This window comes from uncultured Thermomonas sp., from assembly GCF_937872235.1.
In the GTDB taxonomy this organism is placed as follows: domain Bacteria; phylum Pseudomonadota; class Gammaproteobacteria; order Xanthomonadales; family Xanthomonadaceae; genus Thermomonas; species Thermomonas beijingensis.
In genome coordinates, this window is record NZ_CALMPC010000055.1 from 1 (window position 1) to 19,220 (window position 19,220).

Sequence of the window (19,220 nt, forward strand, 5' to 3'; positions counted from 1 at the left end):
AACCCTCGACCCCGACCTTGGCAAGGTCGTGCTCTACCAACTGAGCTATTCCCGCTTGAATTGTGGAGGCCGAGGTCGGAATTGAACCGGCGTACGCGGATTTGCAGTCCGCTGCATAACCACTCTGCCACCCGGCCGGATGACGCAACACATGAACCAAACACTTAAACAATAAAGCCCCACGAATGGGGCTTCGCTGAAACTGGAGCGGGAAAAGGGACTCGAACCCTCGACCCCGACCTTGGCAAGGTCGTGCTCTACCAACTGAGCTATTCCCGCGTTGAGCCCGCTATTGTACGGAAAGTTTCGATTGAGTCAACGCCTGCATTTCAACTTTTTTCATCTTCGGCAGTCAGTGAAGGCCAAGCCGCGCGCAGGTACTCAAACCCTGACCACAACGTCAGCAGCGCGGACGCTGCCAATAGCCATTCGCCAATCAGGAAGATCGGCATCCCCCACAATGGCTCGCGGTACAGCAAAAATCCCAGCGCGATCATCTGCACCGTGGTCTTGACCTTGCCCACCATCGCCACTGCGACTTTGCCGCGCAGGCCCAATTCAGCCATCCACTCGCGCAATGCGGAAACCGCGATCTCGCGGCCAATGATCACGCTGGCCCACAGCGCCATCCACACGGTGTGATGGTGTTGCACGGTGATGACCAATGCGGTGGATACCATCAACTTGTCGGCCACCGGATCCAAAAATGCACCGAATCTGGAAAATTGCTGGTAGCGGCGCGCAATCCAGCCATCCAGCCAATCGGTAATCGAGGCCAATGCAAAGATCGCAGTTGCGGCGATATTGGTCCAGCGATAATCGAGGTAGTACACCACCACCAGCACCGGAATCAACGCAATGCGTGCCAAGGTCAACCAGGTCGGGATGGTCAGTCTCATGCGTATATTCTACGGGGCACTCGTCGTATCTGCGTCATGCGACAGGCCGTGCAAGCTGTTCCAGATGCGTTCGGCCAAAGCCCGGTTGACACCATCGACGCGCGCAATGTCATCCACCGCCGCTGCTCGCAGCGCCGGCAGACCGCCAAAATGCTTGAGCAAGGCTGCTCGTCGGCGAGGCCCGATACCGGCGATATCTTGCAAGCGGCTGGTGGTGCGCGCCTTCTGGCGCTTGCCACGGTGCCCGGTGATAGCGAAGCGGTGCGCCTCGTCGCGCACTTGTTGCACCAGTTGCAATGCCGGCGATGCCGCACCTGGCTGCACCTCACGCCCATCCGGCAGCAGCAGGGTTTCATCCCCCGCCTTGCGCGCCGGCCCCTTGGCCACACCCACCAGAATCACACCTTGAATGCCCGCATCAATCAAGACATCACGCGCCTGCGCCAGTTGCCCGGCACCACCATCAATCAGCAGCACATCCGGCAGCACGACATCGGGCTGCCCTTCCGCAGCAGCCCGAAACCGCCGTTGCAGGGCTTGATGCATGGCGGCGTAATCATCACCCGGCTCGATGCCATTGATGTTGTAGCGTCGATATTGCTTGCGCACTGCGCCCTGGGCATCGAATACCACACACGACGCCACCGTAGCCTCGCCCATGGTGTGACTAATGTCGAAACATTCAATCCGCGCCGGTGACTCCTGCATGCCCAGCAAGTCACGCAAGCCTTCCAGTCGTGCGTGTTGCGCACTGCTGCTGGTCAACTCGGTGGCCAATGCCAATTGCGCGTTACGCCGCGCCATATCCACGTGTGCGGCGCGCTCGCCGCGCACGTTGAAGCGCAACTCAACCTTTCGACCCGCGTGCTCGCTCAGCGCTTGCTCGATCAAACCACGCTCGGGGATGTCGTGCTCCAGCACGATCTCGCTGGGCGGTGCCTGTTCTGCGTAATACTGCGATACGAATGCAGCCAATACGTCAGGTGCATTCTCTTCGCCATTGGTTTTAGGAAAGAACGCGCGCGTCCCCAAATTTCGACCATCACGGAATGCCAGCAACAAGACACAGGCCATCGCGCCCTGTTGCGCCACTGCCAACACATCCAGATCAGCGCTGCGACCATCCACAAACTGGCGTACTTGCAACTTGCGAATGCCAGCAATCAGATCGCGCAAACGTGCGGCCTGCTCGAACTCCAGTTGCTCACTCGCCGCCTGCATGGCCATTTCCAGCTCGCCGGTCAGCGCATCGCTGCGGCCTTCCAAAAACAATGTCGCACGACGGACCGACTCGGCATAGTCGTCGGGCTTGATCAAATCCACACAGGGCGCGCTGCAGCGCCCAATCTGATATTGCAGGCAAGGCCGGCTGCGATTATTGAACACGCTGTCTTCGCAACTACGCAGGCGAAACAATTTCTGCATCATGTTCAATGTGTCGCGCACGGCACCGGTGCTTGGATACGGGCCAAAGTAACGCCCCGGCACCGATCGCGGGCCGCGATGCAGACCTATCCGTGGCGAGGCGTGCTTGGTCAACAGAATATAAGGGTAGCTTTTGTCATCCCGCAGCAACACGTTGTAGCGTGGCTTGAGTGATTTGATCAGCTGGTTTTCCAGCAACAAGGCATCGGCTTCGCTGCGGGTGACAGTGACCTCCATTCGCGCCACCTGCGCCAACATCGCCATGATGCGTGCGACCTTGGGGGTGGCATTGAAGTAACTGCTCACGCGATTGCGCAACGCCCGCGCTTTGCCGACGTACAACACTGCATCGTCAGCGTCGAACATGCGGTACACACCCGGCACCAAAGGCAATGATGCCGCAAACGCGCGACCATCAAACACAGCCGCATCGGGCGGGTGCTGGCTCATCTACGCTGCAGATTCCTATGCAAATGCACGCTCACATCGATCACTTAAAAGCGTCGCTCGCGTACCCGCTCAACAATTGCTGATGCCGCGTTATCAATCAATTTGAATGCCTGTTCGAAGTCGCGTGTACTGCCGTAGTACGGATCGGGTACATCTTTCTTCCCCATCCCCGCCCATTCCAGCAGCAACTCCACCTGCGCGTGCGAGGTGCGTGGTTTGCGGATGCGCGCATCGTGCAAGATGGTGCGGTCGGCACATAGCAACACATCGAATGCATCAAAATCTTCCAGTGTCAGCCGGCGTGCGCGCAACATGGAAATATCCACATCGTGTTTACCGGCACAAGCAATGGCGCGCGAATCCGGGGCTTGCCCCACATGCGAATCGCCAGTCCCCACTGAATCCACGTGCACCCAATCGGCCAGCCCCGCCTGCGTCAACCGGGCGCGTAACACACCTTCGGCGGTGGGTGAGCGGCAAATATTGCCCAGGCACACCATGAGAATGGAAAATGGCTTAGCCACATGCGCTCCTTGAGTTTTGCTCCATGAAAATACGTTCGGCGCGCGCCAAGTCCTCGGCAGTATCTACCCCTGGCGGGAAGACGGACGGGGCTAAGGCCACCGCAATTCGCCAGCCGGCCTCCAACGCACGCAACTGCTCCAGCGATTCGGTACGCTCAAGCGCGCCGACTGGCAGTGCGGCAAATGCACGCAGGGACGAGACCCGATAGCCGTAAATGCCGATATGCCGCAGCCATTGGCCCTGCGGCATCACGCTGCGATCGTGTGCAAACGCATCGCGTGGATACGGAATCGGCGCACGGCTGAAATACAGGGCATCGCCTTGACTGGCGCGCACCACTTTCACCACGTTGGAATCCAACAACGATTCAATATCGGCAATCGGTGTAGCCAACGTGGCAATTCCTGCACCGCTATCGACCACAGTGCGCGCCACGCAGGCAATGCCATCGGCGGGTGCAAACGGCTCATCCCCCTGCAGGTTGACCACGATGGCATCGTCCGGCCAACCCGCGATGCGTGCACATTCGGCCAGCCGATCAGTACCGGATGCGTGATCCGGCGAAGTCATCGCCACGTGCACACCGCTGCTTTGCAATGCCTCGGCAATACGGGCGTCATCCGTGGCTACCCACACGGCACGCGCACCGGCGGCAAGCGCACGCTTCGCTACGTGCAACACCATCGGTTCGCCGCCAATCAAGCGCAGCGGCTTGCCCGGCAAGCGCGATGCGGCAAAACGGGCGGGGATGGCGACGAGGAAATCCTGGATGCTCATGTGTGCATTATGACCGACAGGACATTGCCAAACCGGGCCAGCGCACACGGTGGCAACCACTTGCAGCATCTGCCCCGCATTGGCCGTACCAGTGGTTTACAGCAAGCGCCCCCATCGCTGCCAAATCCATTGCTTTTGCACCTGATTGCAGGATACCCCGACGCTTAAATGGGACCACCCCGGTTGACATACGCATGCGTACGGCATAACCTCAAACAAGCGTTTGATTCGATGTGGAGCCTGCATGAGCCTGCAACACTTCTCAACCAAGGATCGGATCCTGCACGCGGCGGAGGATTTGTTCGCCCAGCAGGGATTCGCTTCAACCTCGCTACGGCAGGTGACCAGCCGCGCCGACGTCAATATCGCGGCGGTCAATTACCACTTCGGCAGCAAAGACAACCTCATCAACGAGGTGTTCCGCCGGCGCATGGACGAGATGAGCGCGCAGCGTATTGCCGCCTTGCAGCAAGCCATCGATACCGCACCGGGCAAGCTGGAGCCGATCCTGGCGGCGTTCGTGGAGCCGGCACTGGCGATGGCGCAAGACCGCCACGGTGGTGCGGCGTTCATTCGGGTGATTGCGCGTGCCTATGCCGAGAGCAATGCCGGCTTGCGCAAGTTTTTGTCCGACCAATACGGCCATGTCCCACGCACCTTCGCCAAGGCCATCCACGCTTGCGTGCCGGAGTTGAGCAAAGAAGAGCTGTACCGCCGGCTGGATTTCTTGTCCGGCGCATTGACCTATGCGATGGCCGATTTTGGCCTGATCAAACGCCCCGCCGGGGTGTCCGATGCCACCCATCGCCAGCGCGCCGCCAAGGCGCTGATTCGTTTCGCCGTTGCCGGCTTTCATGCCGACGCTTCTTGATTTGTCCAGGAGTTGATGCTCATGTCTCAGAAAATGCTTGTACGCCGCGCCGCAGTCTTGGGTGCGGGTGTAATGGGCGCGCAAATTGCCGCGCACCTGACCAATGCCGGTGTGGATACGGTGCTGTTCGACCTACCAGCCAAGGACGGCGACCCCAATGGCGTCGTGCAAAAAGCCATTGCCAATCTGGCCAAGCTGTCGCCTGCGCCGCTGGCCGGCAAAGGCTTGGCCGAGGCGATTACGCCAGCCAATTACGAAACCGGTCTGGAGCAGCTCAAGACCTGCGACTTGATCATCGAAGCCATCGCCGAGCGCATGGATTGGAAGCAAGACCTGTATCGCAAGATTGCACCGTTCGTGCCGGCGCATACCGTATTGGCCTCCAACACCTCGGGCCTTGGCATCAATGCGCTGGCGTCGGTGTTGCCGGAAGAATTGCGCCATCGGTTCTGCGGCGTGCATTTCTTCAATCCGCCGCGCTATATGCATCTGGCCGAACTGATCCCGGCCAACACCACCGACCCGGCCGTGCTGCAAGGGTTGGAAACCTTCCTCACCACCGCGCTGGGCAAGGGCGTGGTGATTGCCAAAGACACTCCCAACTTCATCGGCAACCGCATCGGCGTGTTCTCGATTTTGTCGGTGATCCATCACACCCATGCCTTTGGGCTGGGGTTTGATGAAGTGGATGCACTGACCGGCCCGCTGCTGGGCCGACCGAAGTCGGCCACGTATCGCACCTCCGACGTGGTGGGGCTTGACACCATGGCGCACGTCATCAAGACCATGGCCGATACCCTGCCCGCCGATCCGTGGCATGCCTATTTCGCATCGCCAGCGTGGTTGCAAGCATTGATCGGCAAGGGCGCGCTGGGGCAGAAAACCGGGGCCGGCATCTTCCGCAAAGTCGGCAAAGACATCGTGGTGCTGGATCTGGAAAAACAGGACTACCGGATTGCCGACCGCGCCGCTGCACCGGACGTCGTGGAAATCCTGAAACTGAAAAACCCGGCGGAAAAATTCGCCAAATTGCGTGAATCCTCGCACCCGCAAGCGCAATTTTTGTGGGCCTGCTTCCGCGATTTGTTCCATTACAGCGCCTGCCATTTGGCCGATATCGCCGACACCGCCCGCGATGTGGATTTCGCCATTCGCTGGGGCTACGGCTGGAAGCTGGGCCCGTTTGAAACCTGGCAGGCCGCCGGTTGGCAGCAGATTGCGCAATGGATCAATGACGACATCGCCGCCGGCAAGAGCATGAGCCAAGCGCCGCTGCCGGCATGGGTGACCGATGGCCGCACGGGTGTGCACAGTGCCGAAGGCAGCTACAGCCCGGCACGCAATGCCATGGTGCCGCGCTCGGCCCTACCCGTGTATCAGCGCCAGCGCTTCCCGGACCCGGTCCTGGGTGAGCGTTTTGCGCCGGGAACCACCGCCTTCGAGAACGACGGCGTGCGTCTGTGGCACGACGGTGACGGCATTGGCGTCATTTCGTTCAAAACCAAAATGAACACCGTTTCCGGCGCAGTGCTGGATGGTATTCAACAGGCGATTGCGCTGGCCGAACAGCAGTTCGATGGCGTGGTGATTTGGCAGCACGCTGATGTGTTCTCGGCCGGTGCGGACTTGGCCGGCGCACTGGGCGCGTTGCAGGCGGGCCAACTGGATGCATTCACCGCGATGGTGGAAAACTTCCAGCGCACCAGCCAGCGCATCAAGTACGCACAGGTGCCGGTGGTGTCGGCGGTGCGTGGCTTGGCGCTCGGTGGCGGCTGCGAATTCCAGATGCACAGCGCACGCACCGTGGCGCACTTGGAGAGTTATATCGGCTTGGTGGAAGCCGGTGTGGGCCTGCTCCCGGCCGGTGGCGGACTGAAAGAGCTGGCCACGCGCGCCTCGCAACATGCCACTGGCGGCGATGTGTTTGCCGAATTGAAGAAAGTGTTTGAAACCATCGCGATGGCCAAAGTATCCACCTCGGCGCTCAATGCCAAGGAATTGGGCTTGCTGCGTGCCGATGACAAGATCGTGTTCCATGCGCACGAACTGTTGCATATCGCCAAGGCCGAAGCGCGCGCATTGGCCGAAGCCGGTTATCGCCCGCCGCTGCCGGCGCACCGGATTGCAGTCGCCGGCGATGTGGGCATCGCCACCTTCAAGATGCTGCTGGTCAATATGCTGGAGGGCCGCTTCATCAGCCCTTACGACAATGAGATTGCCGAACGCATTGCCACGATCCTATGCGGCGGCAAGCTGGACCGCGGCGCATGGGTGGACGAGGAATGGCTGCTCACGCTGGAGCGCACGCACTTCGTCACGCTGGCGCAGCAGGAAAAAACCCAGGCGCGGATTGCGCATATGTTGAAGACCGGCAAGCCGTTGCGGAATTGATCCTCGCCCTTCTCACCCGGCGCTTCGCGCCACCCTCTCCCCGCCGGGAGAGGGAACATTACTTCGCTTCCGGAGTTGCTTCATGAGCACACATATCCAAGACGCCTATATCGTCGCCGCCACCCGCACCCCGGTGGGCAAGGCGCCCAAAGGCATGTTCCGCAATACCCGCCCCGACGACATGCTGGCGCATGTGCTGCGCAGCGTGATCGCGCAGGCTCCCGGCGTTGACGTCAATCGCATCGACGACGCCATCATCGGCTGCGCCATGCCGGAAGCGGAGCAAGGCATGAACGTGGCACGCATCGGCCTGTTGCTGGCCGGATTGCCCAATACCATTGCAGCGCAAACCATCAACCGCTTTTGCTCCTCCGGCTTGCAGGCCGTGGCATTGGCAGCCGACCAGATCCGGCTGGGCAATGCCGATTTGATGCTGGCCGGCGGCACCGAGTCGATGAGCATGGTGCCGATGATGGGCAACAAGATTGCAATGGCGCCCAGCGTATTCGACAACGACCACATCAATATTGCCTATGGCATGGGCATCACCGCCGAGAAAGTGGCCGAGGAATGGAAGGTGAGCCGCGAGGCGCAAGACGCCTTCGCCGCAGCCTCGCATCAGAAAGCCTTGGCAGCGCAGGCAGCCGGTGAATTCAAGGATGAAATCAGCCCATACGAAATCGTCTCGCACCAGCCGGACCTGGCCGATGGCCGGCGCATCCTGACCCGCAACACAGTGGCCGAGCACGATGAAGGCCCACGCGCCGACACCAGTGTGGAAGGCTTGGCAAAACTGCGCCCGGTATTTCGCAATGGCCAGTTTGGCGGCACCGTGACGGCCGGCAATTCTTCGCAAATGAGCGATGGTGCCGGCGCGGTGCTGCTGGCTTCGGCACAGGCGCTCAAGGATTACGGGCTGACCCCGCTGGCCCGCTTCGTGAGCTTCAGCGTGGCCGGCGTGCGCCCGGAAGTGATGGGCATCGGCCCGATTGCCGCCATCCCCAAAGCGCTCAAGCAAGCCGGGTTGAGCCAAGACCAACTGGATTGGATCGAGCTCAACGAAGCCTTCGCTGCGCAATCACTGGCCGTGATCCAGGACTGCGGCTTGGATCCGGCCAAGGTCAACCCACTGGGCGGCGCGATTGCACTCGGCCACCCGCTGGGCGCCACCGGCGCAGTGCGCACCGCCACCCTCGTCCACGGCCTGCGTCGTCGCCAACAGAAGTACGGCATGGTGACCATGTGCATTGGCACCGGCATGGGCGCAGCGGGGGTTTTCGAAGCGTTGTAACCCCACCCGCTGCACTGGATCACACAATAACGCCGCCCATGGGCGGCGTTATTGCTGCAGCCGATGATGGCTGCGTTACGCCAACTCCATTGTTGTGCGTGCCGACGCGCGCGGCCATGCCCACGCCAGGCAAACAATCGCTGCGCACAACATGATCTCGACCGTGCTGTAGGCAAGGTAAAACCACCATGCGCCGGGCATGGTAAATGCCACAAACGTGGCATAAAACAATGCCAGCCCGATGTGCAGCCAGCGCGCTAAACGCGCCTGCAGCACAAAAGAAATGAATACCATCAGACCGGGAACGATCAGCAACGACGCAACAAACAACAGCGAGCCCTGGCTGATCGCGCCCATCGGTCCTGCGCCGTCCAGCATGTGCTGCAATTTGCCCGGCTTGTATAAACCAAAGTAATCGCCATACAAATAGCAAAACGTCAAGCTGGCCCATGCTGCCGACAGCTTTAGGCGTTGCGGCAACGGTGGGTCTGCCAATGCTTTGGGTGTGACTGCTGTTTGCATGTTGACCTCAGATCGAATTTCAGGCCGAATGAGTACGAACAACGCCAACACGCACGCCAAACAGCAGCAGCCATAGACAGCTACCGATTTCGCCAAGTGCAGCAGGCAAGGTGGCGTAGTTGGACAGACTGGAGTTGGCAAAGCCTGGCAGCAGGCCACCGAACACCTGCAGCACATAGCCCACACCCCCCAGCAACAACAGCAGGCCCAACACGCGCGGCAAACGGCCTGAGCGCAGCACCAACCAGCCAAACGGCAGCAGCCACAAGCCCCAGAACAATTTGGCGATGAACATGCCGTGTCCGTAGCGCTGCAAACTCAGTTGAAACGCAGCATCGACTGAAGCAGGCGGATGCTGACCGATACTCTCGAGCAACGCCAAGGCCTCCAACCGGTGGCTGAGTGTCACCAGCCCAATCGGCACACTGACGGTGGCCAGCGCCACCATTGCCACAGCGGCATGTCGGTTGATATCGCCCAACACGCGATACATCGCCAGCGGCAACAATAAAAAGGCGACTTGCATCAGCAAAAATGCAGCGATGCCCGCGCGAAATACACCCACCTGCGCGGCAGCACCCGCTGCATCTGTCCCCAGTTGCGATGGCACCCACGCCAAACAGAACATGCCGGTCAGCACCACCACCAAATACAACGCACCAGCGACACGCCCATCACGACGCAGTGCCGATGCAATACCTACATCGCCCAAGTCATGATGCAAGCTCATGTTGGCGCCGCCCTACGTTCAGCCCGCGTCATCCTTGCGCGGACGAGCAGATGTGAGCTGCCGCTGCGCAGGTCGTCCAGCATTGCGTAGATGGTGGGCAGGAATAGCAGACTGACCACAGTCGAGAACGCCAAGCCACCGGCAATGGCACGCGCCATCGGGTAGTACGGCGGGCCATCACCCGCCACCTGGGTACTGGAAAGTGCAATCGGCACCATCGCCAGAATGGCGGTTCCCATCGTCATCATGATCGGGCGCAGACGCTCACGGCTGCCTTCCACTAACGCATCTGTTCGGCTCATGCCGCGTCGGCGCAGATTATTGATGTGTTCGATCATCACGATGCCGTTGTTCACCACCACACCCATCAGCACCAGAATGCCGATGAAGGCCATGATGTTGAACTGGGTGCCAGTGAGCCACAGCGCCCAGTACACACCGAAGATCGAAAACACCACGCAGCTCATGATGGCCAGCGGGAACAGCAATGATTCAAACACTGCCGCCATCACCACGAACATCAAGATCAGCGCGATGCCGACATTGCGCAGCATTTGCTTGTTCATGTCCATGTTCATGCCAAAGCCGCCACCTTCAAAGGTGTAGCCATAGCCGGGCGGGAAGTCGATGCGTTTGAGGGTGGACTCGATTTCCTGTTTTGCATTTTCCATGCTGGCCCCAGGTGCAAGGCTGGCTTGCACCTTGAGCATGGTCTGCCGGTTCATGCGCTGGATGGTATTGGCCCCCGCTTGGAAACCCACATCCACCATCGCCAGCAAGGGCACGCTGCGACCATCGGCAGTGCTGACAGTGAATGATTGCAGCTCGGACGGCCCGTAATTTTCGGCACCCTTGAAGCGCACACTCACCGGAATTTCCACCTCGCCACGCTGGAATTCACGCAGGCTGGCACCGCGCAGCGCCATGCCCACAAACTGCGCCACTTGTTGCGCGGAGAACCCATAAGCCGCCGCACGCTCGCGGTTGACGTGAACCGCCAGCTCGCTGTTGGCATCGCCGGTATCGATGCGTACATCGCGCAGCGACTTGCCCTTGCCCAAAATCGGCAAGATGTCGTCGGCGAGGGTCTTCAGTATTTGGGTGGAATCGCCGGTCAGGCTGAACGAAATGCTCTGGTCGCTGCCGCCGCCCATGCCGCCTTGCCGACCAATCCCGATATTGGCGCGTGCCGATTTCGGCAGACCTTCGCGGATCTTGTCCTGGATCGCCTTGGCCTTGATGGGGTCCTTGACCGTCAGCTCGACCTGGGTCATCGCCCAGCCCTGTTCGGCATAGCGCGAATACACCTGCTTGACATCGAAACGCTTGCGGTTGGCGTCGATGTATTTTTCCACGTCCGCCACGACCTTACCCATTTCCTCTTTCGAGTACGAGCCCTGCCATTGGTAGAAAATGCCGACCTTGGTGGGATCTTCGTCGTTGCCCGAATCACCCTTGCTCATCTGGATCGGAATGAAGCTCAGCGCAATGATCAGCACGATGCCAGTCACGCTCCAGCCGCGATGCTCCAAGCTCCAACGCAGCACCTTGGCATAGCGTGTTTGCAGACGGGTGATGAAAGGGGATTTCACCGCCGGCGGGGTTTTCATGCGTGCCGACAGCATCGGAATCAGGCTGATCGCCACTAGCCACGAAGCCAGCAGCGACACCGAAATCGTGACCGCCAATTGCGCAAGGAAAATGGTCAGCATGTTCTTTTCGCCGAACATCATCGGCAGGAACACGATGCAGTGGCACAAGGTGCCGGCGGACAGTGCAATGGCCACATGCCGGGTGCCGATCACCGATGCCAAACGCGGCTGGCCCGGGTATTTTTCGCGCTCCTGATAAATGCTTTCCACCACCACCACGGCGTTGTCCACCAGCATGCCCACCGCCAGCAGCAAACCCATCATTGACAGGATATTGAGGGTGATCCCGGCAAAATACATGAAGCCAAGCGTCATGATGAAACAGATCGGGATGGCCAGCGTCACCATCAAGGTGGATGGCCAATGGCGCAGGAAGAAATACAGCACCGCGATGGAGAGCAACAAGCCAATGCCACCGGCCTCGGCCAGCGCCGACAGCGAGCTGATGACTTGCTCACCCTGGTCATCCACCACCGTGATGTTGACGCCCTTCAGCGCAGGATCTTGCTTGAGTAATTCCAGTTCGGCCTGCACCGATCTTGACAGATCCACCAGATTGGCAGCGCGCTCTTTGTAGATGTCCACGCCCACGCTGGGGCGGCCATCAATTTGCCGCACATAGTTCATGCGTTGCGATTGCAGGGCGACCTCGGCGATATCACCCAAGCGCACGCCACGGGCATTGATGGGCAACAGCCGCAACTGCTCCAAGTCGGTCATCTCGCCTTTGGGCTGGATGCGCAAGCGGCGGCCACTGTCGGTAATTTCGCCCGCGGATACCGAAAAATTGGCCGACTGCAGGCGGCTGACCAATTCGTTCAACACCACGCCATTGGCGGTCAAGCGGTCGGGCTCGATGGCCACCACCACTTCCTGCACCGGTACGCCTTCCACCTCGATCCGCGCCACGCCCGGCAAACGCTCCAAGCGGCGCTTGATGCTTTGGTCGATCAACTCACCACGCGCACTCAAGTTTTCATTGCTGGTCAGGCGCAAGCTGATGGCTTCCTGATCACCGGTGCTCCAGCGCCGCACGAAATAGCGCTTGAAGTCATCCGGCAACTGGTCGCGGATCGCATCAATGTGCTCGCGCGCCTCGGATGCCGCCAACGCCACGTCGCGCCCCCAATCGCTGAACTGCACAAACACCCCGCCGCCATCGGCGCTGGCATTGGCATTCATCGACTTGATACCGGACATGGTGGACAACGCTTCCTCGATCGGCCGCACCAAGTTGCGCTCCACTTCTTCCGGGGTTGAGCCCGGATAGGGCAGCTGCACGAAGAAGAACGGCGCGCTGGCTTCCGGCTGCGATTCCAACGGCAAGCGGAACGAGGCGATCAAGCCAATCACCACCATCGACACGAACAACATGATGGTGGTGACCGGGCGACGAATGGACAGCTCGGTGATGTTCATCGCATCAGCCCTTCGCGCCGCCATTCAACGGATCATGCTCATGCGACAGCACGCTCGCCACGGCTTCGGCATCCTTGCGCGCGCGCCGGCCACGTTCGGCATAGAACTCGTCTGGCTTGCGGTCCAGCAAGTCATACACCACCGGGATCACCACCAGGGTCAGCAAGGTGGAGACCAGCAAGCCACCGATCACCGTCACCGCCATCGGGCTGCGCACTTCCGCGCCATCGCCAAATGCCAGCGCCAGCGGCAGGAAGCCGAACACCGCGCACAAGGTGGTCATCATGATGGGACGCAACCGCGAGCGTGCACCTTCGACCAGGGCTTCGCGCTTGGCTACACCGTCTTCGCGCAATTGGTTGACCTTGTCGATCAGGATGATGGCGTTCTTCACCACCAGACCCACCAGCAAAATCAAGCCAATAAACACCACCACCGAAATCACCGAACGGGTCAGCAACAAGGCCGCCACCGCCCCCACCATCGCCAGCGGGATGGTGAACAGAATCACGAACGGGTGCAGTAGCGATTCAAACTGCGAGGCCATCACCAAGTACACCAGGAACACCGCCAGCGCGAACGCGAACAGCAGCGAACGAATCGACTCATCCAACTCCTGGCCCTGGCCGCCAATCCGCATGCCGATCTCCACCCCCAGCGGGGTAGCTGCCACCATCGCGTCCACTTCACGAATGGCATTGCCCAAGTCAATCCCGTGCAGATTGGCCGAGACGATGGCTACCCGTTTATGGTCGGCACGATGGATTTCGCTGGGGCCGGTGGTGGCCGTCACCGTGGCCACTGCGGCCAATTCCACTGGCGCGCCCTTGTTTGAATTCACGATCAAATGCCGGATGTCATCCACCGACGCGCGGTCGCTTGCTTCGGCACGCACCAACACATCAATCTTGCGATCGCGGAAGCTGTAGCGGGTGGCCACATTGCCTTTGACCTTATTGACGACGGCATCGGCGATCTGGCGCGTGGTCAAGCCCAGCGCCGCTGCACGGTCCTGATCAAAGCGGATCTGAATTTCAGGAAAGCCCTGCTCCACCGTCGACTTCACATCGGCGTAGTGGCCATTGGCACGCAGCATGCGCGCCAACTTGTTGCCGGCATCGCGAATGGCATCCAGATCTTGCCCTTCCACCTCGATTTCCAGTGGCGGCGACAAACTGAACAGCTCGGGCCGGCTGAAATCCACCTGCACGCCCGGATGCTCGCGCATGGTCTTGCGCAGCCCTTCGGTCAATGGACCTTCGTGCTGATTGCCGTCCATCACCACGGTCAACTTGCCGATGTTCTCACCGCTTTCGGTAGGGCTGGCATCCAGTCGGGTACCCGTGCCGGACACGCCATACAGCACGCGCGCCCCCGGATCCTTGCCATGTGCGGCCTGCACTTGGCGCACCAAGGCATCGGTCTGCGCCAACGGCGTGCCCGGGGGCAGTTTGGCGGTCATTTCGAAGCGATCCTGCGCCAACTGCGGAATCAGATCCGTCCCCAGCAGCGGCACAACCGCCAGCGTCAACGCGAATGCGACGCCGGCCACCAACAAGATCGGTACCGGCCGCGACAAGGCCGCAGGCAAGATGCGCAGGTAGCCACGTTCGGCACGCGCATAGGGGGCCATCGCCACATCACTGGCCTTGCGCATCACGGGACCGACGACCGCCGCAATGCCGCGCCAGATGCGCACGATCAGCCATGCCACACCAAAGAAACCATAACGAAACAGTGCGCCCACGCCGCGGCCGCCATACATCACCGGCTTCTGCCACGTCTTCTGCGCCTGCCAACGCGGATGCGCCGGCTCGTCAGGGAAGCCCATCGGCGCGCGCCCCTTGAGCGAGCTCAACATCGGGATCAGGGTCATTGCCACCACCAACGACACCGCAATGGCAATGGCCACCGTCAAGGCTTGGTCGCGGAACAACTGCCCGGCAATACCCTGCACGAAGACCAAGGGCAAGAACACCGCAATCGTGGTCAAGGTGGACGCGACCACCGCCATGCTGACTTCACGGGTACCGGCAATGGTGGCTTCAAGGATGCCCAGCCCGCGCTCACGTGCTTTGGCAATCGATTCCAGCACCACGATGGAGTCATCCACCACCAGCCCGGTGGCCAGCGCCAAGCCGCCCAGTGACATCACGTTCAAACTCAGACCCAGCTGCCCCATGATGAAGAAGGTGGCGATGATCGATACCGGCAGCGACAGCGAAATCACGAACGTGCTCCAGCCATCGCGCAGGAACAGGAAGATGATCAGGATCGACAGGATGCCGCCCAGCACACCATCAAATTTCACGCTGTGGATGGCATTGCGGATGAAGATCGACTGGTCTTCAATGGTGGTCAACTCCACCCCGCGCGGCAATTTTTCGCGAATCTCCTTGAGCTTTGCTTCCAGCGCATCGGCGGTGGCCACGGTATTGGCATCGCCTTCCTTGTACAGCGCCAGTTCCACCGTTTCACGACCATTCAAACGGATGATGGCTTCGCGTTCCTTGTAGCCTTGGCGCACCTCGGCCACATCTTTCAAGCGAATGGCTTGGACACCGGCGGCATTATTGCTTCCACCCTGCGACAACGCCGCCATCACGCTGGCATTGCCGCTGGCTGCGGCCACCCGCATCGCTTGCTGGGTGCCGCTATTGCTGCTGGCCGCCGCACGCGTGGTGAGCAGCATGTTGCGAATTTCATCGACATTGGCAAACTGGTTCACCGTGCGCACCAGATAGCGCTGCGCACCTTCTTCCAAGCGCCCGCCGGAGACGTTCACGTTTTCCTGCTGCAAGCGCTGGATCACGTTGTCGATGGTCAGCCCCAGCTGCGCCAGTTTGCGCTGGTCCACATCCACCTGCACTTCATCTTCCAGGCCGCCGCCGACCTTCACCGCAGCGACGCCAGCCACCGGTTCGAGTTTGCGTTTGAGATCTTCATCCGCGTAGCGGCGCAGCTCCATCAACTGACGAATCTCATCCGCACTGCTGCTAGCCTGTTTGGGCGAGAGCGCCAACCGCATGATCGGCTGGGTGGACGGGTTGAAACGCAGCAACACCGGCGCCTTGGCGTCCAGTGGGAATTGCAGTGCCTCCATCTTGTCGCGCACGTCCAGGCTGGCCTGATCCATGTTGGTGCCCCACGCAAACTCCAGCACCACATCACTTTGCCCGGTGCGCGATACCGACTTCAGCTTGCGCAAGCCCTTGACCACGCCCAAGGCTTCTTCCGCTGGTTGCGAGATCAGGGTTTCCACTTCCGACGGTGCCGCACCGGGGTAGTCGGTGCGCACGGTCAAGGTGGGATAGCTCAGGTCGGGCAACAGATTGACCTTCAAGCTGCCCAGTGCGATCAAGCCAAACAGCACCAAGGTCAACGTCATCATGGCAACGGTGACGCGCCGACGCGTGGCAAATTCCACCAAGCTGAAACCACCGCCTGGCGGGTGCAGCGGATCGTGCAGATCGTCGGACGGGCTCATTGCGCGGCCTTCGCCGGTTGCGCGGAAGCTGCGCCATCCAAGACTTTCACCGCACTGCCATCGCGCAGCGCGGACTTGCCAGCCACCACGACTTGATCGCCGGCCTTCAGGCCACTGCGCACTTCCACCCACGGGCCATCGTCATAGCCCAGTTTCAGGGTGGCGCGTGCCGCCTTGCCGCCGCGCACCACAAACACTGCCGGCGCATTGCCGTCTTCCAGCAAGGCATTGCGCGGGATCACCAAGGCATCGGCACGTTGGTCGTAGCGGATTTTGATGCGGCCGAACATGCCCGGTTGCAGCAGCCCGCCGCCATCAAATGCACTGATCACGCGGAAGGTACCGCTGCCGGCATCGACCACCGGCGAAACGCGGTCGATCTTGCCGTCAAAGGTTTTGCCCGGTAGTGCGTCCACCAGCAATTGCACCGGCTGACCCGCCTTGAGCACTTCGATTTCGCGCTCGGGCACGTTCAATGTGGCCTCCAGCCGCGAGGTGTCCACAATGGTGAAGATCGGCGTGTTGATCTGCACGAAATTGCCAGGCTTGATGTCGCGGGTGGCCACCACCCCCGAAATCGGCGCAGTCACATTGCCATAGGCCAGTTCCAGCTTGGCCATACGCAACTGCGCACGTGCGTTGTCCAAGTCAAACCGCAGCTGATCCACATCGTTGGCACTAACCATCTTTTGCTCGGCCAACTGGGTGGCACGACGGTAATTGGCTTCCAGCTTGCGCACCTGCGCATCGGCCTGTGCCTGCTGCAACACAGCGCGGTCACGGTCGATGCTGACCAAGGTTTGCCCTGCGCTGACGTGCTGCCCCACATCGGCCAACACCTTCAAGGCGATACCGGAGGTCTTCGATACCACTTGTGCATCCGCGCGGGCTTCCAGTGCAGCGGTGCCGTTATAGCTGGCACTGATCGAACGCTGGCCAGCCGTGGCCACTTCCACCGGCACGGCTTCCGGGCCTTTGTCGGCCTTGGGATCCAATTTGCCGCCCGGGCCATTGGCACCCCCCCCCTTGCAGGCGGCGAGCCCGAAAGTAGCCAGCCCCAGGGCAATGGCCAGCAGGCTCAAACGGGCAAACTGAAGCGTGCGACCAGGGCGATCGGCGGTGGTCGTGGGCATCTTGGGCATGGGTTCAGGTCATTGACTGGTGTTGTAGTCAAGTATATCACCAGGCAAATTCCTATTTACATGCGCCGAAGGTCATGCATGCCATCCAACATTCTCTGGTCCGCGCCTTGCGTTCATCTTCAAGGATGCGGATGAGACGCATATGTGGCGAACGGATTTCACCGTTATACTCGTCCTGAACGGATGCCGACTATCGGCATCGCCTTCACCCACCGACTTTCAACCGGAACAGCCCGATGATGCGACCGCTGCCGATTGCCGCAAGCCTTGCCCTGCTGCTTGCGACATTTGCCGTCACTGCCCAAGAGTCCACCGCTCCAGCACCTGCTGCAGCCCCGGCGGTTGCCGCCGCTACGCCCGCAGCCGCTGCACTGACAGGCGATTCCAGCCGCGGCAAGGGCTTGGTGTACACCTGCAAGGGTTGCCACGGGTTGACTGGCTATAAAAACGCCTACCCCAGCTACCACGTGCCGATGATCGGTGGCCAGTCGGAAACCTATCTGCGTAATGCGCTGGGCGAATACCGCACCGGCAAGCGCAAACACCCAACGATGCAGGCCCAAGCGGAGAGTTTCTCCGAACAAGACATTGCCGATATCGCCGCCTACCTGTCCAGCTTGAAGAAGTGAGCCGCGCCATGACCAAGACTTCCATGACCCTGCTCGCCTTGGCCTGCGCACTTGCCCTGTCTGCCTGCGGTGGCAAAGCCGAGAGTGAACACGCCAGTGCTGGCGCAGAACACACCACGTCATCCGCCGGCCTGCCCAAGGGTGATATTGCCGCTGGCCACGACATCGCCACCAAGGGCACGCAGGGCGTCGCCGCCTGCACCTCCTGCCATGGCGCGGAAGGCAATGCCCCAATCGACGGCATGTATCCGAAAATTGGCGGCCAGTATGCCGACTACCTTGGGCATTCGCTGCAAGCCTACCGTGGCGGTACCCGTGCCGGTGCCACCGCCGACGTGATGGCCGCGCAGGCCAAGGGCTTGAACGACCAGCAAATCGCCGACTTGGCCGCCTATTTCGCCAGTGTGCCGCGTCAGTTGCGTGACCTTCAAGACATCAACTGATCGCGGTTGACACGTGTTGCAAACGGCCCCCCCGGGGGCCTTATTGTTGTCTGCACTGCAATTGACGCGCATCAGTGCAGGTATTGATTTGAATGCCGAAACTCACCCCATGCAAGCGCGCACGTCACCCAAAGCCATCCCCATCGAGCTCAACCCGAAGCTGGAGATCGAGATTGAAGCAGCCCCGATTGCCACTGCATTGGAGTTGCCAGTCGATATGTTTTTGCAACTGCTGAAGCAACACAAAATCAACCAACTGTGCGAACGCGGCACTGGCGAGGATGCGGGTCTGTATCGCGCCAGCTTCTATCACGCCGGCAAACGGGTGCGCGTGGTGTTGGATCGCGATGGCCAGCTGCAGGGTGACGTCGAGCTGCGCACACGCTAGGCACGTCATCGGCGCAAAAAAGACCCGGTCTCGCGGGCATTGCGCCTGGAGGGGACCGGGTCGGGTGGCCGGAGCGATTCTCCGTGACGTTTTGCGCGCCGCGAAGTTTTTCTCCGGAACCGGAACCTTACGCCGGGTGATGTTAGAAAAGAGCTAAATCGCACATTCAAACAGTGCCG

General features: G+C 60.5%; 15 protein-coding genes and 2 tRNA genes. 6 read left to right on the forward strand and 11 right to left on the reverse strand.

From position 1 onward, the window contains the following. Nucleotides 1-63: 63 nt before the first annotated feature. The 6 genes from QWB57_RS04430 to kdsB all read right to left on the reverse strand — a co-directional run bounded on the left by QWB57_RS04430 (nt 64) and on the right by kdsB (nt 4,070). Nucleotides 64-137 (reverse strand) — tRNA-Cys (locus QWB57_RS04430). 66 nt (nt 138-203) lie between these two features. Then, nucleotides 204-279, reverse strand: a tRNA-Gly gene (locus QWB57_RS04435). A 50-nt stretch (nt 280-329) separates the two neighbouring features. Then, nucleotides 330-899: a CDP-diacylglycerol--glycerol-3-phosphate 3-phosphatidyltransferase gene (pgsA, locus tag QWB57_RS04440; protein WP_223628477.1), complete on the reverse strand. Its 570-nt coding sequence runs from the start codon at nt 897-899 to the stop codon at nt 330-332. A gap of 9 nt (nt 900-908) precedes the next feature. Continuing rightward, entirely contained in the window at nt 909-2,774 is a 1,866-nt protein-coding gene (gene uvrC / locus QWB57_RS04445) for an excinuclease ABC subunit UvrC (RefSeq protein ID WP_223628475.1), read from the reverse strand. A 44-nt stretch (nt 2,775-2,818) separates the two neighbouring features. Then, nucleotides 2,819-3,274: a low molecular weight protein-tyrosine-phosphatase gene (locus QWB57_RS04450; protein ID WP_223628779.1), complete on the reverse strand. Its 456-nt coding sequence runs from the start codon at nt 3,272-3,274 to the stop codon at nt 2,819-2,821. 16 nt (nt 3,275-3,290) lie between these two features. Beyond that, complete coding sequence (gene kdsB / locus QWB57_RS04455) at nt 3,291-4,070, reverse strand: 3-deoxy-manno-octulosonate cytidylyltransferase (RefSeq protein WP_288968530.1); 780 nt, start codon at nt 4,068-4,070, stop codon at nt 3,291-3,293. Nucleotides 4,071-4,320: 250 nt separating this feature from the next. Here kdsB and QWB57_RS04460 point away from each other — a divergent pair, with 250 nt between their 5' ends. From QWB57_RS04460 to QWB57_RS04470, 3 genes are all read left to right on the forward strand, one after another. Further along, entirely contained in the window at nt 4,321-4,947 is a 627-nt protein-coding gene (locus QWB57_RS04460) for a TetR/AcrR family transcriptional regulator (RefSeq protein ID WP_223628472.1), read from the forward strand. 21 nt (nt 4,948-4,968) lie between these two features. Continuing rightward, the gene (locus QWB57_RS04465) at nt 4,969-7,338 is read left to right on the forward strand and encodes a 3-hydroxyacyl-CoA dehydrogenase/enoyl-CoA hydratase family protein (RefSeq protein ID WP_223628470.1); all 2,370 of its coding nucleotides are present in this window, start codon (nt 4,969-4,971) and stop codon (nt 7,336-7,338) included. Nucleotides 7,339-7,420: 82 nt separating this feature from the next. Continuing rightward, nucleotides 7,421-8,629 carry an acetyl-CoA C-acyltransferase gene (locus tag QWB57_RS04470; protein ID WP_223628467.1) on the forward strand — a complete coding sequence of 403 codons (1,209 nt, stop codon included), beginning with the start codon at nt 7,421-7,423 and terminating at the stop codon, nt 8,627-8,629. 75 nt (nt 8,630-8,704) lie between these two features. Here the strand turns inward: QWB57_RS04470 and QWB57_RS04475 are convergent, their stop codons facing one another. The 5 genes from QWB57_RS04475 to QWB57_RS04495 are packed head-to-tail and all read right to left on the reverse strand — an operon-like array spanning nt 8,705 to nt 17,572. Continuing rightward, nucleotides 8,705-9,151, reverse strand: a complete 447-nt coding sequence (locus tag QWB57_RS04475; protein ID WP_288968508.1) for a DUF6326 family protein — start codon at nt 9,149-9,151, stop codon at nt 8,705-8,707. 19 nt (nt 9,152-9,170) lie between these two features. Next, a complete protein-coding gene (locus tag QWB57_RS04480) occupies nt 9,171-9,881 on the reverse strand; it encodes a DUF4386 domain-containing protein (protein WP_288968510.1) in 711 nt (236 codons plus the stop codon). Continuing rightward, the gene (locus QWB57_RS04485) at nt 9,878-12,952 is read right to left on the reverse strand and encodes an efflux RND transporter permease subunit (protein ID WP_288968511.1); all 3,075 of its coding nucleotides are present in this window, start codon (nt 12,950-12,952) and stop codon (nt 9,878-9,880) included. Before QWB57_RS04485 ends, QWB57_RS04480 begins: the two co-directional genes overlap by 4 nt. A 4-nt stretch (nt 12,953-12,956) precedes the next feature. Beyond that, nucleotides 12,957-16,439, reverse strand: coding sequence for an efflux RND transporter permease subunit (locus QWB57_RS04490; RefSeq protein WP_223628458.1), 3,483 nt, complete (start codon nt 16,437-16,439; stop codon nt 12,957-12,959). Then, on the reverse strand, nt 16,436-17,572 hold the full coding sequence (locus QWB57_RS04495) for an efflux RND transporter periplasmic adaptor subunit (protein WP_223628455.1): 1,137 nt from the start codon (nt 17,570-17,572) through the stop codon (nt 16,436-16,438). The genes QWB57_RS04490 and QWB57_RS04495 overlap by 4 nt, the downstream gene beginning before the upstream one ends. Nucleotides 17,573-17,820: 248 nt before the next feature. On the opposite strand from QWB57_RS04495, the gene QWB57_RS04500 reads away from it, so the two are divergent. The 3 genes from QWB57_RS04500 to QWB57_RS04510 are packed head-to-tail and all read left to right on the forward strand — an operon-like array spanning nt 17,821 to nt 19,041. After that, nucleotides 17,821-18,210, forward strand: a complete 390-nt coding sequence (locus tag QWB57_RS04500) for a cytochrome c (RefSeq protein WP_223628777.1) — start codon at nt 17,821-17,823, stop codon at nt 18,208-18,210. An 8-nt stretch (nt 18,211-18,218) separates the two neighbouring features. Next, nucleotides 18,219-18,653: a c-type cytochrome gene (locus QWB57_RS04505; protein ID WP_223628453.1), complete on the forward strand. Its 435-nt coding sequence runs from the start codon at nt 18,219-18,221 to the stop codon at nt 18,651-18,653. Nucleotides 18,654-18,699: 46 nt separating this feature from the next. Beyond that, nucleotides 18,700-19,041: a DUF6522 family protein gene (locus QWB57_RS04510; RefSeq protein WP_223628451.1), complete on the forward strand. Its 342-nt coding sequence runs from the start codon at nt 18,700-18,702 to the stop codon at nt 19,039-19,041. Nucleotides 19,042-19,220: the final 179 nt, after the last annotated feature.